Raw genomic sequence first — 21,421 nt, 5'->3', positions numbered from 1 at the left:
CTCAAAACATTCGTTTGGATGATAAATTCATTCGAAAGTTTGATCTAAGCAACGTTGCAAACGATTGCAGGATGATAGAATTCGTCGGATTTGTCTGCGTATCTTTGAAATAGGGAATTATTATGAAAAATGCGTTACAAGGCGCTCAAATGCTCTTTGTCGCTTTTGGTGCTCTCGTGCTCGTGCCGCTTCTGACTGGTCTCGATCCAAACGTAGCCCTCTTTGGTGCCGGTGTCGGTACTCTCCTCTTCCAATTAATCACTAAACGTTCTGTCCCAATCTTCCTTGCCTCTTCTTTTGCGTTTATTGCTCCTATTATGTTCGGTATCCAAACTTGGGGTATTGGTGCAACTATGGGCGGCTTGATGGCGGCAGGTTTGGTTTACGTTGCGCTTGGCGCGATGATCAAAGTGCGTGGTGTAGGGTTTATCCATAAGATTTTGCCACCGGTTGTAGTTGGCCCAGTGATCATGGTTATCGGCCTTGGCCTTGCGCCAACGGCAGTCAACATGGCGGTAGGTAAAACGGGCGACGGTGCGGTTCAGTTAGTAAATGGCGATGCTGCGGTCATTATCTCTGCTGTTTCACTACTAACGACAATTGCACTTAGCGTGTTCGCAAAAGGGTTCCTAAAACTGGTTCCTATCGTGGGTGGTATTTTGGCGGGCTATTCAGTATCCCTATTCTACGGTGTGGTTGACTTTACACCTGTGGCTCAAGCAGCTTGGCTTGCAATGCCCAACTTCACCATGCCTGAGTTCAACATCAACGCGATTCTATTCATGATCCCAGTTGCAATCGCTCCTGCGGTGGAGCACGTGGGTGACATGTTGGCTATCTCAAATGTAACGGGTAAAAACTACCTGAAGAAACCAGGCCTACACCGCACTATCGCGGGTGACGGAATCGCGACAATTGCAGCATCAATGGTTGGTGCGCCGCCAAACACTACTTACAGTGAAGTAACAGGCGCGGTAATGCTGACCAAAGCTTTCAACCCTGTAATCATGACTTGGGCTGCCATTACCGCTATTGTTCTTGCGCTGGTAGGTAAGCTAGGTGCGATTCTGCAAACCATTCCTGTGCCAGTAATGGGCGGCATCATGATTCTTCTGTTCGGTTCTATCGCAACCGTCGGTTTGAATACGCTGATTAAGAACAACGTTGATCTACACAAATCTCGTAACCTGGTGATCGTTGCAGTAACACTGGTATTTGGTATCGGTGGTATGGCTTTCGGTATCGGCGAGTTCAGCCTACAAGGTGTAAGCCTATGTGGTATCGTGGCAATCCTTCTTAACCTAGTGCTGCCACACGACCTTGGTGAAAACCACGTGGTTGATAACGCTCAAATGGAAGAAGAAAGCGCGAAGTAATTCGACTGCGCGACTTTTAAGTGGCGCACTTTAACCTTTCTAAATAAATAAACAGCAACAAAAAAGGCTTGGTGAAAACCAAGCCTTTGTTTTATTCGGAGTAACTAATTACTTAGTACCGAAAATCTTATCACCTGCATCACCAAGACCAGGAACGATGTAGCCTTTGTCGTTTAGCTTCTCATCGATTGCCGCAGTGTAAAGCTCAACGTCTGGGTGCGCTTTTTCTAGTGCTTCAATACCTTCTGGAGCAGCAACTAGAACAAGAACTTTAATTGACTGACAGCCTTTCTCTTTTAGTAGGTCGATAGTTGCGATCATAGAACCGCCAGTTGCTAGCATTGGGTCAACAACTAGAGCAATACGCTCATCAATGTTAGACGCAAGCTTGTTGAAGTAAGGTACTGGCTCAAGTGTTTCTTCATCACGGTAAATACCAACAACACTGATACGAGCGCTTGGCATGTGCTCAAGAACGCCATCCATCATGCCTAGACCTGCACGTAGGATTGGCACTACTGTTACTTTTTTACCTTTGATTTGGTCAACTTCTACCGGACCGTTCCAACCTTCAATGGTTACTTTCTCTGTTTCAAAGTCTGCTGTCGCTTCGTAAGTAAGTAGGCTACCGACTTCTGTCGCTAACTCACGAAAACGCTTTGTGCTGATGTCACCTTCTCTCATTAGACCAATTTTGTGTTTTACAAGAGGGTGCTTTACTTCAACAACTTTCATGTCCATCTCCGGCTATAGTTGGCAATATTTAAACAAACCTTCAGATTATACATGATTTTCACAAGGATTTCAGGATATATCACTAAAGAAAAAAACCGACGCAAACGTTTGCTATCTGTATTTAACCACTGGTAGAATAGCGCCGTTTTCATATCCAACTTAAATACCGAGGACTTCCCTGTGAGTGGTAACAACTCTTCTCTTAGCTATAAAGACGCTGGTGTCGATATTGATGCAGGCAATGCGCTTGTAGATCGTATTAAGGGTGCGGTGAAACGTACTCGTCGCCCTGAAGTGATGGGTGGTATCGGTGGTTTTGGCGCTTTATGCGAATTGCCAACCAAATACAAACAACCTGTACTGGTTTCTGGTACTGACGGTGTAGGCACAAAACTTCGCCTAGCACTGGATATGAACAAGCACGACACTATCGGCATCGACCTAGTGGCAATGTGCGTAAACGACCTAATCGTTCAAGGTGCTGAGCCTCTGTTTTTCCTAGACTACTACGCTACAGGCAAACTAGACGTAGACACAGCAGCAGACGTGGTTTCTGGTATTGCTGATGGCTGTGTTCAAGCTGGTTGTGCACTTATCGGTGGTGAAACGGCTGAAATGCCAGGCATGTACGAAGGCGAAGACTACGACGTTGCGGGTTTCTGTGTAGGCGTAGTGGAAAAAGAAGACGTGATTGACGGCACTAAAGTAGCAGCAGGCGACGCACTTATCGCTGTCGGCTCAAGCGGTCCACACTCAAACGGTTACTCACTGATCCGTAAGATTCTAGAAGTTTCTGGCGCAGATAAAAACGAAGAGCTAGCAGGTCGCACTATCGGTGATCACCTACTAGAACCAACGAAGATTTACATCAAGTCTGCACTTAAGATGATTGAGAAACACGATATCCACGCGATTTCTCACATTACGGGTGGTGGTTTCTGGGAAAACATCCCTCGCGTACTGCCTGAAGGCACAAAAGCCGTTATCGACGGTAACAGCTGGGAATGGCCAATCATTTTCAAATGGCTGCAAGAGAAAGGCAACGTTGAAACGCACGAAATGTACCGTACATTCAACTGTGGTGTTGGTCTAGTCGTTGCACTACCAAAAGACCAAGCAGACACGGCGGTTGCACTTCTTAAAGAAGAAGGCGAAAACGCATGGGTGATTGGTGAAATTGCTCAAGCAGAAGCAAATGAAGAGCAAGTTGAAATCAACTAACTTGTGAATCACGCTAAAAAATAAAATGAATGAGGACGCCACGTCCTCATTCTGCTATCTGGAACATCGAAAACCATTCTAATAGTAGGTAATTTATAGAACCTACAATATCAAGGCAGTCCCAACATCATGAAAAACATCGTGGTCCTAATTTCAGGTAACGGCAGTAACTTACAAGCCATTTTAGAAGCTTGTGAAAACAGCATGCCTAACGCACACGTTGCAGCAGTATTTTCTAATAAATCTGACGCATACGGCCTAGAACGTGCAAAACAGTTTAATGTTGATGGCCACTTTGTTGACCCAAAAGCGTTCGAGTCACGCGAGGCATTCGATGCCGAGTTGATGCAACAAATTGACAAGTATCAGCCCAATGTTGTCGTTCTTGCAGGGTACATGCGCATTCTTAGCGGTGCATTTGTTTCGCACTATCTCGGTAAGATGATCAACATTCACCCTTCTCTTCTACCTAAATACCCGGGGTTACACACCCACCAGCGCGCGATTGACGCCAAAGACAAAGAGCACGGCACAAGTGTTCACTTTGTCACAGAAGAGTTAGACGGCGGTCCCGTAGTTCTTCAAGCAAAAGTGCCAGTATTTGAAGATGATGATGCAGCAGTACTCGCTGCGCGTGTACAAACTCAAGAGCACACCATTTACCCTATCGTGACTAAATGGCTCGTTGAAGAGCGTTTAATCATGCAAGATGGCAGAGCTTGGTTAGATGGCAAAGAACTCGGCCCTCATGGCTACGCAGCCGCTGAAGAAGAATAAGTACTTTTTAACGCAAAAAAGCCTGGCAATGCCAGGCTTTTTATTTTACGAGTCAGAAATTACCAACCAGTTACTTCACGTAGACCTTGACCGATGTCTGCTAGAGACTTAACTGTCTTAACGCCTGCCGCTTCTAGTGCAGCGAATTTATCTTCAGCAGTACCTTTACCACCAGAGATAATCGCACCAGCGTGGCCCATACGCTTACCCGGAGGAGCAGTTACACCAGCGATGTAAGAAACAACTGGCTTAGTTACATTCTCTTTAATGAACGCCGCCGCTTCTTCTTCTGCTGTGCCACCGATTTCACCGATCATTACGATCGCTTCAGTTTCTGGGTCTTCTTGGAACAGTTTTAGAATATCAATGAAGTTTGAACCTGGGATTGGGTCACCACCGATACCTACACAAGTAGACTGGCCGAAACCTTCGTCAGTTGTCTGTTTAACTGCTTCGTACGTTAGTGTACCTGAGCGTGAAACGATACCCACTTTACCTTTCTTGTGGATATGGCCTGGCATGATACCAATCTTACACTCATCAGGAGTGATAACGCCTGGACAGTTAGGACCAATCATGCGAACGCCAGTTTCTTCTAGCTTCACTTTCACGTCGATCATATCTGTTGTAGGAATACCTTCAGTGATGGTTACGATTAGCTCGATACCCGCATCAATCGCTTCTAGGATTGCATCTTTACAGAAAGGTGCTGGAACGTAGATTACTGTTGCAGTTGCACCAGTCGCTTCTACTGCTTCGCGTACTGTGTTGAATACAGGTAGACCTAGGTGAGTTTGGCCACCTTTACCTGGAGACACACCACCAACCATTTGCGTACCGTATGCGATAGCTTGCTCTGAGTGGAAAGTACCTTGACCACCAGTGAAACCCTGACAGATTACTTTAGTGTCTTTGTTAATTAATACAGACATTATTTAGCCTCCGCAGCAGCAACAACTTTCTGAGCAGCATCTGTTAGCGACTCAGCAGCAATGATATCAACATCAGAATTAGCAAGAACTTCGCGACCTAGGTCAGCGTTAGTACCTTCTAGACGAACAACAACAGGAACCGTTACGCCAACTTCTTTAACCGCACCGATAATACCTTCTGCGATCATGTCACAACGAACGATACCACCGAAGATGTTTACAAGTACCGCTTTCACATTGTCATCAGATAGGATGATCTTGAATGCTTCAGCAACGCGTTCTTTAGTTGCACCGCCACCTACGTCTAAGAAGTTCGCTGGTTTGCCGCCATGTAGGTTTACGATATCCATCGTACCCATTGCTAGGCCTGCACCGTTAACCATACAGCCAACGTTGCCGTCTAGTGCTACGTAGTTCAGTTCCCACTGAGCTGCGTGCGCTTCACGCTCATCTTCTTGTGATGGATCGTGCATTTCACGCAGCTTAGGCTGACGGTAAAGTGCGTTTGAGTCGATGTTGATCTTACCGTCAAGACATAGCAGGTTGCCTTCAGCAGTAATCACAAGCGGGTTGATCTCTAGTAGAGCAAGGTCGTACTGAGAGAACATAGTGCCAAGACCCATAAAGATCTTAACGAATTGTTTGATTTGGTCACCTTCAAGACCAAGTTTGAACGCAAGCTCACGACCTTGGTAAGCTTGAGGGCCTACTAGTGGATCGATGGCTGCTTTGTGGATTAGCTCCGGCGTTTCTTCCGCAACTTTTTCGATTTCCACACCGCCTTCTGTAGAAGCCATGAAAACGATCTTACGGCTAGCACGGTCAACTACCGCACCTAAGTAAAGTTCGTTGGCAATGTTTGACGCTTCTTCAACAAGGATTTTTGTAACTGGCTGACCATTTGCATCTGTTTGGTAAGTTACTAGATTTTTACCTAGCCACTTTTGCGCAAACTCTTTTACACCTTCTTTAGTGTCGTGAAGCTCTACGCCACCCGCTTTACCGCGGCCACCAGCGTGAACCTGACACTTGACTACTTTCTTTGCTGTGCTGATACGGCCTGCTGCTTCAAACGCTTCTTGTGGTGTATCACATGCGTAGCCTTCTGGCACAGGCAAACCGAATTCTGCAAACAGCTGTTTGGCTTGGTATTCATGCAAATTCATTTCGATATTCCGTTTGTTTTTCCCTTGAGGGATTTATTATTTCCATAACGCTGCAGTCTTGGCTGCTTGTACGTCTGTAGGGTCTTCTCAAGTAAATCACTGAGTGATTCAAATGAAGGCCAGACGTTGAGCTAGTCTAGCCATTGAAATTTTCAACGTCTAGCCACCCAAGGTAACTAGACGTTTTAGCGATATTAAACGTCTAATAGGAGACGCGCTGGATCTTCTAGTAGCTCTTTAATCGTTACTAGGAAGCCAACTGACTCACGGCCATCGATCAAACGGTGGTCGTAAGATAGCGCTAGGTACATCATCGGTAGGATTTCAACTTTACCGTTTACAGCCATCGGGCGTTCTTGGATTTTATGCATACCAAGGATTGCCGATTGCGGTGGGTTGATGATAGGCGTAGACATTAGAGAACCGAACACACCACCGTTAGTGATAGTGAAGTTACCCCCCATCAACTCATCTACTGTTAACTTGCCATCACGACCTTTGATCGCTAGCTCTTTGATGCCTTTTTCAACATCTGCAAAACCAAGCTTGTCACAGTCTTTTAGCACTGGAGTTACTAGACCACGTGGCGTTGATACCGCCATGCTAATGTCAAAGTAATTGTGGTAAACGATATCATCACCATCGATTGATGCATTTACTTCTGGGTAACGTTTTAGTGCTTCTGTCACTGCTTTCACATAGAAAGACATGAAGCCAAGACGAATACCGTGACGCTCTTCGAACTGGTCTTTGTATTGCTTACGAAGATCCATGATTGGCTTCATGTTCACTTCGTTAAACGTCGTTAGCATTGCGGTGCTGTTTTTCGCTTCCAGCAGGCGGTTTGCAACCGTCTTACGTAGGCGAGTCATTGGCACACGCTTCTCACTACGAGCGGTTGCTGGTGCTTCAACTGCTGGAGCATCAGCTTTTGGAGCCGCTTTAGCGTTTGCTAGATGCGCTTCGATATCTTCACGAGTAATACGACCGCCAACACCAGTACCTTTAACTTGGTGTGCTTCTAGACCATGTTCCGCAAGTAGACGACGAACGGCAGGGCTAAGTGCATCATTGCTTTCTTCAGTCAGTGTCGCTTTGTGACGCTTATCTGGGGAAGCTTCTGTTGCTTCTGTTTTGTCTGCGGTTGGCTCGCCCGCAACAGCGCCGGCTTTCAATTTAGCAAGAAGTTGCTTTGAAAGTACTGTTGCACCTTCTACTTCAAGAATGGCTTCTAAAACGCCGGCTTCTGGAGCTGGCACTTCTAGTACAACTTTGTCAGTTTCAATATCAACCAGAACTTCATCACGCTCTACGGTGTCGCCTGGTTGTTTGTGCCATGTCGCCACGGTTGCATCAGCAACTGATTCAGGTAAATCTGGAACCAGAATTTCAATTGTCATATCTGTTTCTTCCTTTAACTTCTAGTTCTTAGTCCGAAGTTTTTGAGTTCACGTTCAGAGCGTCTTCAACCAACGCTTTTTGTTGTTTCAAGTGCACCGACATGTAGCCAACTGCTGGCGAAGCAGAAGCTGGGCGACCTGCGTATTTAAGATCTGCACCTGCAGGAATAGCGGCACGGAAGTTATGGTGACTACAGTACCAAGCACCTTGGTTCTGAGGCTCTTCCTGACACCACACGAAGTCTTCAACGTTAGTGTATTGAGCAATAGCCGCTTGTACTTCTTCCATCGGGAATGGGTAAAGCTGCTCAATACGCACGATTGCTACGTCTTCTTGCTCGTTGTTGCGACGCTGCTCAAGAAGGTCGAAATACACCTTACCCGAACAGAACACGACGCGTTTCACTTTGCTTGGCTCCAAGTTATCCACTTCAGGGATCGCTGCTTGGAACGTACCTTCTGCAAGGTCTTCTAGAGTCGAAGTACAAAGAGGATGACGAAGCAATGATTTAGGAGACATTACAATCAATGGTCGACGCATTGGGCGTACTACTTGACGACGAATCATGTGGTACACCTGAGCTGGCGTTGATGGTACAACGACCTGCATGTTTTGCTCAGCACACAATTGAAGGTAACGCTCTAGACGAGCAGATGAGTGCTCCGGACCTTGGCCTTCGTAACCATGAGGCAGAAGCATCGTCAGGCCGCACAAACGTCCCCACTTTTGCTCACCAGACGAAATGAATTGGTCAATAACCACTTGTGCGCCGTTAGCGAAGTCACCAAACTGCGCTTCCCAAATGGTCAAACCGCCAGGTTCAGCTGTTGCATAACCGTACTCAAATGCAAGAACAGCTTCTTCCGACAACACAGAGTCAAAAACTTGGAAAGGCCCCTGCTTGTCATGGATATTCGCCAACGGGATGTAAGTGCTTGCATCTGATTGGTTGTGAAGAACTGAGTGACGATGGAAGAAAGTACCACGACCTGAGTCCTGACCAGAAATACGGATACGCTTACCATCGTCTACCAATGTCGCGTAAGCCAATGTTTCAGCCATACCCCAGTCAATAGCCTTCTCACCTGTCATCATTGCTAAGCGATCGTTGTACAGCTTGTTTACTCGGCTTTGCAGCTTGTGGCTTTCCGGGTACTGACATAAACGATTACCTAGCTCGACAAGGCGTTGCTTATCGTAGGTCGACTCCCATTGCATATCCCATTCGTGTCCCAAGTAAGGAGACCAGTCTACAGAATGCAATGCCATCGGACGCCACTCTTTCACCACGACTTCACCGCGGTCAAGTGCATCACGATACTCGTTCACCAACTGCGTTGCAGTTTCAATATCCGACTCATTCTTATCAATCAGAACATCGGCGTACAGTTTACGAGGAGTTGGGTGCTTTTTGATTTTTTGGTACATCAACGGTTGAGTCGCGTTCGGTTCATCCGCTTCGTTGTGACCATGACGACGGTAACAAACCAAATCAATCACGACATCACGTTTGAACTCGTTGCGGTAATCCAGTGCAATGCGAGTAACAAAAGCAACCGCTTCTGGATCATCGGCGTTAACGTGGAAAATCGGTGCCTGAACCATCTTAGCGATGTCAGTACAATACATGGTTGATCGAGTGTCACGCGGGTTAGACGTTGTAAAACCAACCTGGTTGTTTACAACAATACGAACCGTACCGCCAACGCAGAAACCACGAGCAAGTGACATGTTGAACGTTTCAGCCACTACACCTTGGCCAGCAATCGCAGAGTCACCATGAATAGTGATAGGAAGAACTTTGCTGCCGTGGTTGTCACCCAAACGGTCTTGACGTGCACGCACTGAACCGATAACCACTGGGTTTACGATTTCTAAGTGAGATGGGTTAAACGCAAGCGCTAAGTGAACATCGCCACCAGGAGTTGCGAAGTCTGCAGAGAAACCTTGGTGGTATTTAACGTCACCGGTACCCCACGTTTCATCGTGCTTACCCGCGAATTCATCAAATAGATCTTGTGGTTTCTTACCCAGTACGTTCACCAGCATGTTCAAACGACCACGGTGAGCCATACCAATAACCACTTCACGCATGCCACTCTTACCCGCATGACGAATCAGTTCTTTCGTCATTGGGATAAGCGCATCACCACCTTCTAGAGAGAATCGCTTCGCACCAGGGAATTTTGCGCCTAAATAACGCTCAAGGCCTTCCGCTGCAGTCAACTCTTCAAGGAACGTGCGTTTTTCATCTTGGTTGAATGATGGCTGGCCTACGACAGACTCAAGACGTTGTTGGATCCAACGCTTTTGCTCTGTGTCAGTCATGTGCATGTATTCAGCACCGATGGAACCGCAGTAAGTTTTCTTGAGGGCTGCGTAGATGTCTTTCAACTTCATGGTTTCTTGCCCAACAGCAAAAGAACCTACGTTGAAAGTTTCTTCGAAGTCGTCTTCGGTAAGATTATGAAATGCTGGGTCTAGCTCCGCCACAGGTGGACGTTGCCACAGACCTAGTGGATCCAATTCTGCAGCCTCGTGTCCGCGGAAGCGGTATGCGTTGATAAGCTGTAGAACTTTTACTTGTTTTGCATCGACATCTGGATCACTAACTTGGACATTGTAATGCTTTGTTTCTCTAGCGAGTCGTCGGAAGTAGTCACGGACACGTGAATGCGGCTGTTCTGCCACTTCTTCTGATGGCTTAGGCAAGCCCTCAAAAACACGTTTCCACTCCTCACTTACCAGATCGGGATCACTTAGATACAGTTCGTAGAGGTCCTCTACATACGTTGCATTGGCGCCAGCCAAGTGTGAAGACTCGAGCCATGCCTTCATCACGCCGTTGTGCATATTTTCCCTTAACCAGTAGTTTTCACGTTTGCTTCGGTCTTACGCCGAGCTAATAAAAGCCGACCGAAATAGCCGGCAATTTTAGTATCCTTTTACTCGTGCTTGAAGGCTGCAGCAAAGTCAGTACGTTGCGTGCTCACTTTACTGCAACTTTATGGCTTGCGAGTAATTAAACCGAGCGATTCACCAGCATCGACTTAATGTGACCGATGGCTTTCGTCGGATTTAGTCCCTTAGGACAAACACTTACACAATTCATGATGCCATGGCAACGAAAAACGCTAAATGCATCATCAAGATCAGACAAACGTTCATCTGTTGCCGTATCTCGGCTATCAATCAACCAGCGGTAAGCCGCAAGTAGGCCTGCAGGGCCAATAAACTTATCTGGGTTCCACCAGAATGACGGACAAGAAGTTGTACAACATGCACACATGATACATTCGTACAATCCATCTAAATGCGCACGCTCATCTGGAGATTGCAGGTTCTCGCGTGATGGCGGTAGAGCACCGTCATCAATTAAGAAAGGCTTAACTTTCGCATAGTTATCATAGAACTGCGTCATGTCAACGATAAGATCGCGCACTACAGGTAGACCCGGTAGAGGACGAATGACGATCTTGTCACCTTGTAGAGCCGATAATGGAGTGATACATGCCAGACCATTTTTGCCGTTCATGTTCAAACCATCAGAACCACACACACCTTCACGACAAGAACGACGGAATGCGATGCTTGGATCTTGCTCTTTTAGCAGAATCAATGCATCAAGCACCATCATGTCTGAGCCTTCGTCTACCTCAAGTGTGTACTCTTTCATGTAAGGCTTAGTATCTACGTCCGGGTTGTAACGGTACAAAGAGAAGTTCAGTTTCATATTCATATCCTCCCTTAGTATGTACGTACTTTCGGTGGGAACGCGTCACGGTGTACTGGCGTCATGTTTACATCACGCTTTGTCATCGCTTCGGTTTCCGGGTTGTAGATAGAGTGGCATAGCCAATTCTCATCATCACGCTCAGGGAAGTCGAAGCGAGCATGAGCACCACGGCTTTCTGTACGGTAGTTTGCTGCAACTGCTGTTGAGAACGCGGTTTCCATCAGGTTATCTAGTTCTAGACACTCAATACGTTGCGTGTTGAACTCAGAAGATTTGTCGGCTAAATGAGCATCTTTCAGACGTTCACGAATTACCTTCAACTCTTCTAGGCCCGTCGCCATTGCATCACCTTCGCGGAATACCGAGAAGCTGTTTTGCATACAGCGTTGTAGGTCTTTACGGATTTGTACTGGATCTTCGCCACCAGTGCTATTTTCCCAACGCATAGTGCGCGCTAGAGAAGCTTCGATGTCTGATTCAGTTGCAGGGCGAGCTTCAACTTGAGCAGCAAGAGTCTCACCTAGGTGTAGGCCTGTTGCACGACCAAATACCACCAAGTCTAGTAGTGAGTTACCACCTAGACGGTTTGCACCGTGTACAGATACAGAAGCAATTTCACCACAAGCGTATAGACCTTGAACTTCCGCTTCGCTGCCATCCGCAAGTTGCTTAATCGCTTGACCAGAAACTTGAGTCGGAACACCACCCATCATGTAGTGACAAGTTGGAATTACTGGAATTGGTTCTTTCACTGGATCAACGTGTGCGAATGTACGGGACAGTTCACAGATACCTGGCAGACGTGATTCAAGTACTTCTTTGCCAAGGTGATCAAGTTTCAACTTGATATGTGGACCCCAAGGGCCATCACAACCGCGGCCTTCACGGATTTCAATCATCATAGAGCGAGCAACAACGTCGCGACCAGCGAGGTCTTTCGCGTTTGGAGCGTAACGTTCCATAAAACGTTCGCCGTCTTTGTTTAGAAGGTAACCACCTTCACCACGACAGCCTTCTGTCACAAGAACACCCGCGCCAGCAATACCCGTTGGGTGGAACTGCCACATTTCCATGTCTTGCATTGGAACGCCTGCACGAAGTGCCATACCAACGCCATCACCCGTGTTGATGTGCGCGTTAGTTGTCGATGCGTAAATACGACCTGCACCACCAGTAGCTAGAATTGTTGCTTTCGATTTGAAGTAACAGATTTCACCCGTTTCCATACAGATCGCAGTACAACCCATGATTGCGCCATCTTGGTTTTTCACAAGATCCAAAGCGTACCATTCAGAAAAGATGGTTGTCTTATGTTTGACGTTTTGTTGGTAAAGCGTATGAAGAAGAGCGTGACCTGTACGGTCTGCTGCAGCTGCTGTGCGCGCCGCCTGCTCACCACCAAACTCTTTTGACTGACCGCCGAATGGACGTTGGTAGATGGTACCGTTATCAAAACGAGAGAATGGAAGACCCATTTTTTCTAGCTCGATAACTGACTCAGGACCATTTTTACACATGTATTCAATCGCGTTCTGGTCACCAATGTAATCAGAACCTTTTACTGTGTCGTACATGTGCCATTGCCAATCGTCCTTATGCGAGTTACCAAGCGCAACTGTGATACCGCCTTGAGCAGATACAGTATGAGAACGGGTTGGGAATACTTTAGACAACAAAGCACAAGAAAGGCCTTGTTCCGAAATTTGTAGTGCAGCGCGCATACCTGCACCACCAGCGCCGATTACTACGGCATCAAACTCACGAACTGGAATAGACACTTACGCACCCCACAGAATAAATAGACCAGAGAAGACATAACCGAATAAAACGGCAATCACACCAAGTTGAAGTGCACCACGAAGTTTCGCGCACTTAATGTAGTCGGTGAACACTTGCCACATACCGATCCATGCATGAATCAGAACAGATGCAAGCGCCAACATGGTGAAGACTTTGGTGAAAGTACCACCAAAGAATTGGGTCCATGATGCGTAAGAGATATCTGAAAATGCACAGAAGCTAACCAGATAAATCGTGTATAACGTCATAATGATGGCTGTTGCACGAATCAGTAGGAAATCGTGTACACCATTACGACCAAATGAAGATACGTGTTTTACCATACCAAGATCCCCGCCAATAGTGATAATACTGCAGTTGCACCAAAGGCAACTTTCGCGCTCATCGCGCCTGAATCTAGTTCTTCAAAATGACCTAGATCCATCAGCAAATGACGAATACCACCAGCGATGTGGTAGGCAAGTGCAGTCAGGATACCCCACAGGATGAATTTTACGAAGAAGCCATCAACGATATCTGCGGCTTCCATAAAACCCATAGGGGATGACAGAGAAATGGACAGTAACCAAAGTAATATACCCACCGCAACAAACGTAATTACCCCAGACACACGGTGCAGGATCGATGCGATTGCTGTGATAGGAAAGCGAATGGTCTGTAAATCTAAATTAACAGGTCTTGACTTTCTTTCTTTCACGGGCTTGCTCACTCAGCTCCATTGAGCATTTATTGTTATAACCAATTTCAGCTTCCAAACGTACAAAAATTAACATTTGATTAACAAATTATCGCAATAAACTCAGAGATAATTGTAAACACTTTGTTAACAATCGGAGTCCACAAACAAACCTCACTTTTGTTTCTAGCCCCGAATTTATAAGGATTTAACTAAAATTTTCTTTGCCAATATACGGCGAGCAACATTCTAATACAATTGGTGTAACAAATTATGCTACATAGAACAGATTTTTAACGATTTTCATGAGAAAAATCATAACAAGTGCACACAAAGATGGAGAAAAATTGACTTTAAGCTTTAACAACAGTACAAAAATGGCACATAAACATCCTGGACGGATTAAATAATAAACAAAGGAGATTGTTATGGCGGATAAGAAAGCGACCCTTCATGTTGAAGGTCAAGCGCCAATCGAACTGCCAATTATGGACGGTACGCTAGGTACACCTGTAATTGACGTTCGTAAACTGGGAGCCAATGGTTACTTTACTTTTGACCCAGGTTTTCTTGCCACTGCATCTTGTGAATCATCAATCACTTACATCGATGGCGGCAAAGGTATTCTTTTGCACCGCGGTTACCCGATTGATCAATTAGCCAATAACGCAGATTACCTAGAAGTATGTTACATCCTTCTTTACGGTGAAGCCCCTACCCGAGAACAATACGAGCAATTCAAAACGACTGTTACTCGTCACACAATGGTACACGAGCAAATCGCAAGCTTCTTCCACGGCTTCCGTCGTGATGCTCACCCAATGGCAGTAATGTGTGGTGTGGTTGGTGCTCTTGCAGCCTTCTACCACGATTCACTTGATATCAATAACGACGAGCACCGTGAAATTGCGGCTTATCGTCTGCTATCTAAAATGCCAACTCTGGCTGCAATGTGTTTCAAATACTCTGTTGGTCAGCCATTTATCTACCCACGCAACGATTTGAGCTACGCGGAAAACTTCCTACACATGATGTTTGCTAACCCATGTGAAGAGTATGAAGTGAACCCTGTTGTTGCTCGTGCGATGGATAAAATCTTCACACTTCACGCAGATCACGAGCAAAACGCGTCGACATCAACAGTCCGTTTAGCAGGTTCTTCTGGTGCAAACCCATTCGCATGTATTGCCGCTGGTATCGCATCACTTTGGGGCCCAGCTCACGGTGGCGCAAACGAAGCATGTCTGAAGATGCTAGAAGAAATCGGCAGCGTGGATAACATTCCAGAGTACGTGGAACGTGCGAAAGACAAAGATGACCCATTCCGTTTGATGGGCTTCGGTCACCGTGTTTACAAGAACTACGATCCACGTGCGACCGTAATGCGCGAAACATGTCACGAAGTTCTAAAAGAGCTGAACATTAAAGATCCTCTGCTGGACGTAGCAATGGAACTTGAGCGTATCGCTCTTTCTGACGAATACTTTGTTTCTAAGAAACTGTACCCGAACGTAGATTTCTATTCAGGTATCATTCTGAAAGCGATCGGTATTCCTGTATCAATGTTTACGGTTATCTTCGCGATTTCTCGTACTATTGGTTGGATTGCCCACTGGAACGAGATGCACAGCGACCCACTAAACCGTATCGGTCGCCCACGTCAGCTTTACAAAGGCGAGACGCAACGTGAATTTTCGCCGCTTCATGAGCGCGAATAATCGTTACTAGAGTTATCAGATAAACAAAAGGGTTGAGATGTAAGTCTCAACCCTTTTTTAGTTTTAACGATAAAAATACACGCTACACTGGATTATCAATATCCACAAACTCGACATCTAAACCGTATTCATCGGCTAACCACTTACCAAGTGCTTTGATGCCATAACGCTCTGTTGCATGGTGACCCGCAGCAAAATAGTGGATGTCCATCTCACGAGCGGTGTAAGTTGTTCGCTCCGAAATTTCACCAGAAATGAATGCATCTAATCCATGCTGAACCGCAAGTTCAATGAAATCTTGTCCACCGCCAGTACACCAACCAACGGTTTCGATCATTTTCTCCGCATTATCTGGAGCGATATGCAGAGGCTCTCGATTAAGTGCTTGGTTGATATTGCTCGCAAATTGAGAACCAGTCATCGGTTTTTTCAAGCGTCCAAATAGGGCGACAGACTGCGGATGACCTTCTAGCCCACCATCGATTTCAATATCAAGAAGACGAGCAAGCTCTGCGTTGTTGCCAAGTTCAGGATGAATGTCGAGCGGTAGATGGTAGCCGTACAGATTAATGTCACTTTTAATTAGGCTACGAATGCGCTTACCTTTCATACCGCGAATGGGTTCTGGCTCCCCTTTCCAAAAATAACCATGGTGGACCAATAACGCATCGGCTCTGAGTTCAATCGCTTTATCAATTAATGCTTGAGAAGCAGTTACTCCAGTAACTACGCGCTTGATCTGTGGACAGCCTTCAACCTGTAAGCCATTTGGCGCGTAATCTTTAATTAACTCGGGCGAGAGTTTGCTGTTGAGAATCTTTTCTAACTGTAAATTATTCATTATCACTTCCAATTTCGAGCGAGTACCTCAAAGTGTATATCGAACTATGACACTGATGCTAGCTACCCTATTCTACTAACCAAATTTAGTTACAATAACGAGGCTCGCTGCTTTATCAACATCACTAAGGAATCAGGATGAATCAACTGCAACGTCTTTATCAATGGATCACCTCTTCTCCTCCTCTTTTTCAGTTGCTCCCTCCTTTTGCTACATTGGAAGACTTATCGATTAAACCTCTGGGTGAATCTGAAGAGTACCAAGGGAACCCGAGACTGGGTTTTTTGTATCAGCATTTATGTACCGCTGCACTTGCGAATTCAGAACAATATGAAATTGTTGCAGAAGAAATTCAACTCAACGATAGCGACGGAAAAACCATCGGTGCGATAGATCTCATACTTAAAAATAGAACATTGGACCAACTAGAACATTGGGAAGTAGCGATTAAGTTTTATCTTTTACATGAAGGTGTTTGGTATGGCCCAAACGCGCACGATCAATTGCATACAAAACTGGATAGAATGCTCTCCCACCAATTGAAAATGAGCGAAAGGCCTGAATTTAGGCAAATGCTTCCTCTAGATCAGTCTCCAAAGGAACGCTTGTTGATGCAAGGGCGACTTTACATCAATCCATTTTCTAATGAAGTACCACCGAAAGAGTGCTTAGGCTTTGCTCTCAATCCAAGCCAAATCAGTGGATATTGGTGTTATCAAAGCCAATGGAGTTTGATCAATAAACCGCTTTACCACTTAAGCAAACCCAACTGGGCTATTGGTACGGATGATTTTTCTCAGCCGATTGAAAAACCAATGGAGCGATTTGAGCATGCACAAACAGCAGATGGCGAGTTCTGGTTTATCGTGCCAGATAATTGGCCACAAAATCCAAAGGCTCATAAATAGAGAGTTAACGACGAGTTGTAAAAAAGGCGACCATCTGGTCGCCTTTTTGTCAGAGTAGGTTTAATTACAAACCTGCGGCTGCAAATACTTGATTCACAATCTCTTGTGCTTCAGCTTCAATTTGTTTTAGGTGTTCTTCACCCTTGAAGCTTTCACAATAGATTTTGTAGATGTCTTCCGTACCCGATGGACGAGCAGCAAACCAACCATTTTCAGTCGTCACTTTCAATCCGCCAATCGCCGCACCGTTACCAGGAGCGTGTGTTAGACGCGCCGTAATCGGATCACCTGCCAGTGTTTCTGCTGCAACCATTTCTGGCGACAGTTTCTTCAACACGTCTTTTTGAGGTCCATTCGCTACCGCTTGAATACGATTGTACTTAGACTCACCATGTTTAGCGGCAAGCTCTTCGTAGTACTCTTGTGGGTTTTTACCCGTTACCGCAGTAATCTCTGCCGCTAACAAACATAGTAAGATGCCGTCTTTGTCTGTTGACCATGGTGTTCCATCTTTACGTAGGAAAGAGGCACCAGCGCTCTCTTCACCACCAAAACCAAACTTGCCAGTGTAAAGGCCATCGACAAACCACTTGAAGCCGACAGGCACTTCACACAGTTCACGACCCAAATCGGCTACTACTCGGTCAATAAGTGCACTTGAAACCAGCGTCTTACCAACAGCAACATCTTTACCCCACGCCTCACGATGACGGTATAGGTAGTCGATACAAACCGCTAAGAAATGGTTCGGGTTCATCAAACCTTTCGGCGTCACGATACCATGACGGTCATAGTCTGGGTCGTTACCAAACGCAAGATCGTATTCATCTTTCAGAGCTAGCAGACCAGCCATTGCGTATGGAGAAGAACAGTCCATACGAACCACGCCGTCCTTATCAAGCGACATGAACTGGAATGATGGATCAATCGCTTCGCTGACCAAGGTCAGATCTAAGTTGTATGCTTGGCCGATTTGACGCCAGTAATCAATGCCGCTGCCACCAAGTGGATCAACACCAATTTTCAACTTCGATTTCTGAATCGCTTCCATGTCGATAACATTAACTAAGTCATCGATGTAAGGTTTCACCAAATCCATTTCAACGAATAGCTCAGATGCTTTCGCTTCTGCTAGCGCTAGACGCTTCACATCTTTTAGGCCACCAGCAATGATCTCGTTCGCACGATCTTCAATCGCTTGAGTCAATTCTGCTTCTGCTGGACCGCCATGTGTTGGATTGTACTTAATACCGCCATCTTGTGGTGGATTATGAGATGGTGTGATAACGATGCCATCCGCTTTCTCATCATGCTTTAGATTGTAAGTTAAGATAGCGTGAGAAACGCCTGGTGTTGGTGTGTAGCCATTATCCTGCTGTACGATGACTTTTACACCATTCGCAATCAAAACTTCGATTACGCTTGAAAACGCAGGTTCTGACAACGCGTGGGTATCTTTGCCCACAAACAACGGCCCTGTAGTCCCCTGCTTGGCACGTACTTCTGCAACTGCTTGTGCGATAGCAAGAATGTGGTTTTCATTAAAAGTTTGCTTGTCTGCTGTGCCACGGTGACCAGAAGTACCGAATTGAACCTTATGTTCCGCATTATTAGCATCAGGCTGAAGTAAGAAGTAGTTAGCAACTAACGCTGGAATATTATGGAGATCTTCCTGCTGCGCTTTTTGCCCAGCACGAGGGTGCATAGCCATGTTTGACATCCTTTCTTTTAAAAATAATAAAATTACAAAAAAGCCTCATAATATCTGCTAACTTCGACGCATTATGAGGCTTCTATCAGGTTTCTTAGATTGAACCTGTTACTTTTTCTATCAAGTCAGGTTGGAACTCCATGTGCGTCATCACTTGTTCAACCATTTGTCTCTTACGACTGGTATTGTTGTTTGTGATAACCCAAAACGGCGTACCTGGAATGGCTTTAGGCTTAGTGGTGTTACCATTGGCCAGTAAGGTTTCTTCATTGTCTGCAAAGTAAACGCGTTTGCGTCCCTTTACGTTTGTCGCTTGTGCGAAGCCTTCTGGATTTAACTTATGTAAGGTCGATAGTACTAACATAAAGCGATCAATCGCTTTCTTTAGACCGGCAAACTCATCAGAAATTAGCAGCGAACGCATCTCTTTCACTACATCAATAGATTCTGCTTTGCCCGCATCTTTACTTACTACAATCCCTTGTGGCTTCTCTACTGCTGGTGCCGATTCTGCTACCTGCAACTGACCATCAAGGTTTAAAAGGCGTCGCAAAATATCCGAGGCGCTTTCACCGATATGCTTAGTTTGGCTAGCAATGTAACGGTATAGATCCTCATCAACCTCAATTGTTTTCATTCGCTTTTCACATTCTCAATGTTTAAACTCTGGGGGATTATAACGAGATCCTTTCGGATACTCCACGTTAAACCCATCACGAATAAGATAAAATGTCAGCATTACTCAACTATAAGCAGGAAGGCCAAGGCCAAACAGTTGTTTTGATTCACGGATTGTTTGGTAGTTTAAGTAATCTGGGCCTATTGGCTCGTGATCTTGTTGAAGATCACTCAGTGATCAGTATCGACCTACGCAATCACGGTCTCTCTTTCCACTCTGATACTCATAACTACACTGACATGGCACAAGATGTCGCGACGCTTCTTCAGCACTTAAACGTTGAGCCATCGATAATCGTCGGCCATTCAATGGGCGGTAAAGTCGCGATGAAACTCGCTGATATAGCACCAAATCTTGTGAAACAGTTGGTCGTATTGGACATGGCACCAGTAGCTTACCAGACCAATCGTCACGACAACGTATTTGATGGTTTGCTGGCCGTTATCAAAGAAAAACCTGCGAACCGTCAACAAACGTTAGAAATATTAGCTCAACACATTGAGATGGATGGCGTTAGGCAATTTCTCTCAAAATCGCTGTTTAAAAACGAAGACCATATGGCTTGGCGATTTAACGTCAACAGTTTATTAAGTAACTATGCTGAGATCATTGGCTGGCAAGATATTGCTCCTACCGAGATCCCGACACTCTTCATTAAAGGCGGAGATTCGGACTACTTAATGCCAGAGCACCAACCGTCAGTACAACGACAATTCAAACAAGCTAAAGCACACATTATTGCCAACACAGGCCATTGGTTACACGCAGAAAAACCTGCTGAAGTGATGCGAGTGATCCGGAAATACATTTCGAGTTAACAAATTCGAAAAGCAACAATAGATTATTGAAATAACCCTCCTTGTAGTGCATTAACAATGCTGTGTAACAGTGGTATAGTGCGCCCAAGATTTTTCGGCATGAAGGACTAAAATGCTTTACGACTATATGGATATGCTCGAGTCTATTGGGCTCGATCTTCTTTTTGCTGCTATCTTCTTTTTCATCGGGATGGCAATAAAAGATGTGCTAAAGCAAGGCAATGTACCTGTTTTTGGTCGTCGTATTGTATGGTTAGTCCTTTTCCTAGGCTGTGCTGGCTTTATTGCAAAAGGTATTATTCAGCTCACTTGGGAAGGCTCGGGGTTAGGTTAAACCCTCAGTACTATTGCCCATAACAAACAATGTAAAGGTATAGACTCTATGGCAAGTGTAGGTATCTTCTTCGGTAGCGACACAGGTAATACTGAAGCCGTTGCAAAGATGATTCAAAAGCAACTAGGCAAACATCTAGTTCATGTTCAAGACATCGCGAAAAGCAGCAAAGAAGACATTGATAACTTTGATCTTCTTCTTCTAGGTATCCCTACTTGGTACTACGGCGAAGCACAATGTGATTGGGATGATTTCTTCCCTGAACTTGAGCAGATCGATTTCTCTACTAAGCTAGTGGCTATCTTCGGCTGTGGCGACCAAGAAGACTACGCAGAATACTTCTGCGATGCGATGGGTACAGTGCGTGACATCGTTGAGTCTAAAGGCGGCACAATTCTTGGTCATACTTCAACTGAAGGCTACGAGTTTGAAGCTTCAAAAGCACTTGTTGAAGGCGACGACAGCCAATTCGTAGGTCTATGTATTGATGAAGACCGTCAACCTGAGTTGACTGACCAACGCGTCGAAAACTGGGTTAAGCAGATTTACGAAGAAATGTGCCTAGCTGAGCTAGAAGGCTAAGTAAGTATTA

Annotated in this window: 20 protein-coding genes; 8 read left to right on the top strand and 12 right to left on the bottom strand. The window is 45.5% G+C overall.

Annotated elements, in window-relative coordinates:
- Window positions 1-122: 122 nt before the first annotated feature.
- Entirely contained in the window at window positions 123-1,376 is a 1,254-nt protein-coding gene (locus tag ACF8CV_RS11505) for a uracil-xanthine permease family protein (protein ID WP_005457676.1), read from the top strand.
- A 108-nt stretch (window positions 1,377-1,484) separates the two neighbouring features.
- Here ACF8CV_RS11505 and upp read toward each other — a convergent pair whose 3' ends face one another.
- A complete protein-coding gene (gene upp / locus ACF8CV_RS11500; RefSeq protein WP_005457783.1) occupies window positions 1,485-2,111 on the bottom strand; it encodes a uracil phosphoribosyltransferase in 627 nt (208 codons plus the stop codon).
- A gap of 180 nt (window positions 2,112-2,291) precedes the next feature.
- Here upp and purM point away from each other — a divergent pair, with 180 nt between their 5' ends.
- Together purM and purN are read left to right on the top strand one after the other, a co-directional pair.
- Window positions 2,292-3,332, top strand: coding sequence for a phosphoribosylformylglycinamidine cyclo-ligase (gene purM, locus ACF8CV_RS11495; RefSeq protein WP_138938588.1), 1,041 nt, complete (start codon window positions 2,292-2,294; stop codon window positions 3,330-3,332).
- A gap of 129 nt (window positions 3,333-3,461) precedes the next feature.
- Window positions 3,462-4,109 (top strand): phosphoribosylglycinamide formyltransferase, encoded by a 648-nt coding sequence (gene purN / locus ACF8CV_RS11490; protein WP_138938589.1) that lies wholly within the window; start codon window positions 3,462-3,464, stop codon window positions 4,107-4,109.
- 59 nt (window positions 4,110-4,168) lie between these two features.
- Here the strand turns inward: purN and sucD are convergent, their stop codons facing one another.
- From sucD to sdhC, 8 genes are all read right to left on the bottom strand, one after another.
- On the bottom strand, window positions 4,169-5,041 hold the full coding sequence (gene sucD, locus ACF8CV_RS11485; RefSeq protein WP_005486020.1) for a succinate--CoA ligase subunit alpha: 873 nt from the start codon (window positions 5,039-5,041) through the stop codon (window positions 4,169-4,171).
- On the bottom strand, window positions 5,041-6,207 hold the full coding sequence (sucC, locus tag ACF8CV_RS11480; RefSeq protein ID WP_025504177.1) for an ADP-forming succinate--CoA ligase subunit beta: 1,167 nt from the start codon (window positions 6,205-6,207) through the stop codon (window positions 5,041-5,043). Before sucC ends, sucD begins: the two co-directional genes overlap by 1 nt.
- Before the next feature lie 194 nt (window positions 6,208-6,401).
- The gene (gene odhB, locus ACF8CV_RS11475; protein ID WP_005455502.1) at window positions 6,402-7,607 is read right to left on the bottom strand and encodes a 2-oxoglutarate dehydrogenase complex dihydrolipoyllysine-residue succinyltransferase; all 1,206 of its coding nucleotides are present in this window, start codon (window positions 7,605-7,607) and stop codon (window positions 6,402-6,404) included.
- Window positions 7,608-7,635: 28 nt separating this feature from the next.
- A complete protein-coding gene (gene sucA, locus ACF8CV_RS11470; RefSeq protein WP_138938590.1) occupies window positions 7,636-10,461 on the bottom strand; it encodes a 2-oxoglutarate dehydrogenase E1 component in 2,826 nt (941 codons plus the stop codon).
- A gap of 169 nt (window positions 10,462-10,630) precedes the next feature.
- The gene (locus ACF8CV_RS11465; RefSeq protein ID WP_005455467.1) at window positions 10,631-11,341 is read right to left on the bottom strand and encodes a succinate dehydrogenase iron-sulfur subunit; all 711 of its coding nucleotides are present in this window, start codon (window positions 11,339-11,341) and stop codon (window positions 10,631-10,633) included.
- A gap of 14 nt (window positions 11,342-11,355) precedes the next feature.
- Window positions 11,356-13,122, bottom strand: coding sequence for a succinate dehydrogenase flavoprotein subunit (gene sdhA / locus ACF8CV_RS11460; protein ID WP_005455465.1), 1,767 nt, complete (start codon window positions 13,120-13,122; stop codon window positions 11,356-11,358).
- The gene (sdhD, locus tag ACF8CV_RS11455) at window positions 13,123-13,467 is read right to left on the bottom strand and encodes a succinate dehydrogenase, hydrophobic membrane anchor protein (protein ID WP_005455480.1); all 345 of its coding nucleotides are present in this window, start codon (window positions 13,465-13,467) and stop codon (window positions 13,123-13,125) included.
- Window positions 13,461-13,853, bottom strand: a complete 393-nt coding sequence (gene sdhC, locus ACF8CV_RS11450; protein WP_005496079.1) for a succinate dehydrogenase cytochrome b556 subunit — start codon at window positions 13,851-13,853, stop codon at window positions 13,461-13,463. The genes sdhD and sdhC overlap by 7 nt, the downstream gene beginning before the upstream one ends.
- 395 nt (window positions 13,854-14,248) lie before the next feature.
- Here sdhC and ACF8CV_RS11445 point away from each other — a divergent pair, with 395 nt between their 5' ends.
- Window positions 14,249-15,538, top strand: coding sequence for a citrate synthase (locus ACF8CV_RS11445; protein WP_005455487.1), 1,290 nt, complete (start codon window positions 14,249-14,251; stop codon window positions 15,536-15,538).
- Window positions 15,539-15,620: 82 nt separating this feature from the next.
- On the opposite strand, the gene ACF8CV_RS11440 is transcribed toward ACF8CV_RS11445, so the two are convergent.
- On the bottom strand, window positions 15,621-16,379 hold the full coding sequence (locus ACF8CV_RS11440) for a Nif3-like dinuclear metal center hexameric protein (RefSeq protein ID WP_005496082.1): 759 nt from the start codon (window positions 16,377-16,379) through the stop codon (window positions 15,621-15,623).
- Window positions 16,380-16,516: 137 nt separating this feature from the next.
- Here ACF8CV_RS11440 and ACF8CV_RS11435 point away from each other — a divergent pair, with 137 nt between their 5' ends.
- Window positions 16,517-17,287, top strand: a complete 771-nt coding sequence (locus ACF8CV_RS11435) for a DUF1853 family protein (protein WP_025630912.1) — start codon at window positions 16,517-16,519, stop codon at window positions 17,285-17,287.
- Window positions 17,288-17,351: 64 nt separating this feature from the next.
- Here the strand turns inward: ACF8CV_RS11435 and pgm are convergent, their stop codons facing one another.
- Together pgm and seqA are read right to left on the bottom strand one after the other, a co-directional pair.
- Window positions 17,352-18,998 carry a phosphoglucomutase (alpha-D-glucose-1,6-bisphosphate-dependent) gene (gene pgm / locus ACF8CV_RS11430; protein ID WP_005455478.1) on the bottom strand — a complete coding sequence of 549 codons (1,647 nt, stop codon included), beginning with the start codon at window positions 18,996-18,998 and terminating at the stop codon, window positions 17,352-17,354.
- A 94-nt stretch (window positions 18,999-19,092) separates the two neighbouring features.
- Window positions 19,093-19,635 (bottom strand): replication initiation negative regulator SeqA, encoded by a 543-nt coding sequence (gene seqA / locus ACF8CV_RS11425; protein WP_005489857.1) that lies wholly within the window; start codon window positions 19,633-19,635, stop codon window positions 19,093-19,095.
- Window positions 19,636-19,727: 92 nt separating this feature from the next.
- On the opposite strand from seqA, the gene ACF8CV_RS11420 reads away from it, so the two are divergent.
- The 3 genes from ACF8CV_RS11420 to fldA all read left to right on the top strand — a co-directional run bounded on the left by ACF8CV_RS11420 (window position 19,728) and on the right by fldA (window position 21,411).
- On the top strand, window positions 19,728-20,495 hold the full coding sequence (locus ACF8CV_RS11420; protein WP_024702835.1) for an alpha/beta fold hydrolase: 768 nt from the start codon (window positions 19,728-19,730) through the stop codon (window positions 20,493-20,495).
- A gap of 112 nt (window positions 20,496-20,607) precedes the next feature.
- Complete coding sequence (locus ACF8CV_RS11415) at window positions 20,608-20,829, top strand: DUF2788 domain-containing protein (protein ID WP_005461613.1); 222 nt, start codon at window positions 20,608-20,610, stop codon at window positions 20,827-20,829.
- Window positions 20,830-20,877: 48 nt separating this feature from the next.
- On the top strand, window positions 20,878-21,411 hold the full coding sequence (gene fldA / locus ACF8CV_RS11410) for a flavodoxin FldA (protein ID WP_005489824.1): 534 nt from the start codon (window positions 20,878-20,880) through the stop codon (window positions 21,409-21,411).
- Window positions 21,412-21,421: the final 10 nt, after the last annotated feature.

This window comes from Vibrio sp. zbq_1 (assembly GCF_043102935.1).
Classification (GTDB): Bacteria; Pseudomonadota; Gammaproteobacteria; order Enterobacterales; family Vibrionaceae; genus Vibrio; species Vibrio parahaemolyticus.
This window is presented reverse-complemented; position numbering and strand designations above follow the sequence as displayed.

Excerpts from the sequence above, each read along its gene's own strand:
- ACF8CV_RS11505 (WP_005457676.1), top strand. The coding sequence starts at position 123 with ATGAAAAATGCGTTACAAGGCGCTCAAATGCTCTTTGTCGCTTTTGGT.
- upp (WP_005457783.1), bottom strand. The coding sequence starts at position 2,111 with ATGAAAGTTGTTGAAGTAAAGCACCCTCTTGTAAAACACAAAATTGGT.
- purN (WP_138938589.1), top strand. The coding sequence starts at position 3,462 with ATGAAAAACATCGTGGTCCTAATTTCAGGTAACGGCAGTAACTTACAA.
- sucD (WP_005486020.1), bottom strand. The coding sequence starts at position 5,041 with ATGTCTGTATTAATTAACAAAGACACTAAAGTAATCTGTCAGGGTTTC.
- sucC (WP_025504177.1), bottom strand. The coding sequence starts at position 6,207 with ATGAATTTGCATGAATACCAAGCCAAACAGCTGTTTGCAGAATTCGGT.
- odhB (WP_005455502.1), bottom strand. The coding sequence starts at position 7,607 with ATGACAATTGAAATTCTGGTTCCAGATTTACCTGAATCAGTTGCTGAT.
- sucA (WP_138938590.1), bottom strand. The coding sequence starts at position 10,461 with ATGCACAACGGCGTGATGAAGGCATGGCTCGAGTCTTCACACTTGGCT.
- ACF8CV_RS11465 (WP_005455467.1), bottom strand. The coding sequence starts at position 11,341 with ATGAAACTGAACTTCTCTTTGTACCGTTACAACCCGGACGTAGATACT.
- sdhD (WP_005455480.1), bottom strand. The coding sequence starts at position 13,467 with ATGGTAAAACACGTATCTTCATTTGGTCGTAATGGTGTACACGATTTC.
- ACF8CV_RS11445 (WP_005455487.1), top strand. The coding sequence starts at position 14,249 with ATGGCGGATAAGAAAGCGACCCTTCATGTTGAAGGTCAAGCGCCAATC.
- ACF8CV_RS11440 (WP_005496082.1), bottom strand. The coding sequence starts at position 16,379 with ATGAATAATTTACAGTTAGAAAAGATTCTCAACAGCAAACTCTCGCCC.
- ACF8CV_RS11435 (WP_025630912.1), top strand. The coding sequence starts at position 16,517 with ATGAATCAACTGCAACGTCTTTATCAATGGATCACCTCTTCTCCTCCT.
- pgm (WP_005455478.1), bottom strand. The coding sequence starts at position 18,998 with ATGGCTATGCACCCTCGTGCTGGGCAAAAAGCGCAGCAGGAAGATCTC.
- seqA (WP_005489857.1), bottom strand. The coding sequence starts at position 19,635 with ATGAAAACAATTGAGGTTGATGAGGATCTATACCGTTACATTGCTAGC.
- ACF8CV_RS11420 (WP_024702835.1), top strand. The coding sequence starts at position 19,728 with ATGTCAGCATTACTCAACTATAAGCAGGAAGGCCAAGGCCAAACAGTT.
- ACF8CV_RS11415 (WP_005461613.1), top strand. The coding sequence starts at position 20,608 with ATGCTTTACGACTATATGGATATGCTCGAGTCTATTGGGCTCGATCTT.
- fldA (WP_005489824.1), top strand. The coding sequence starts at position 20,878 with ATGGCAAGTGTAGGTATCTTCTTCGGTAGCGACACAGGTAATACTGAA.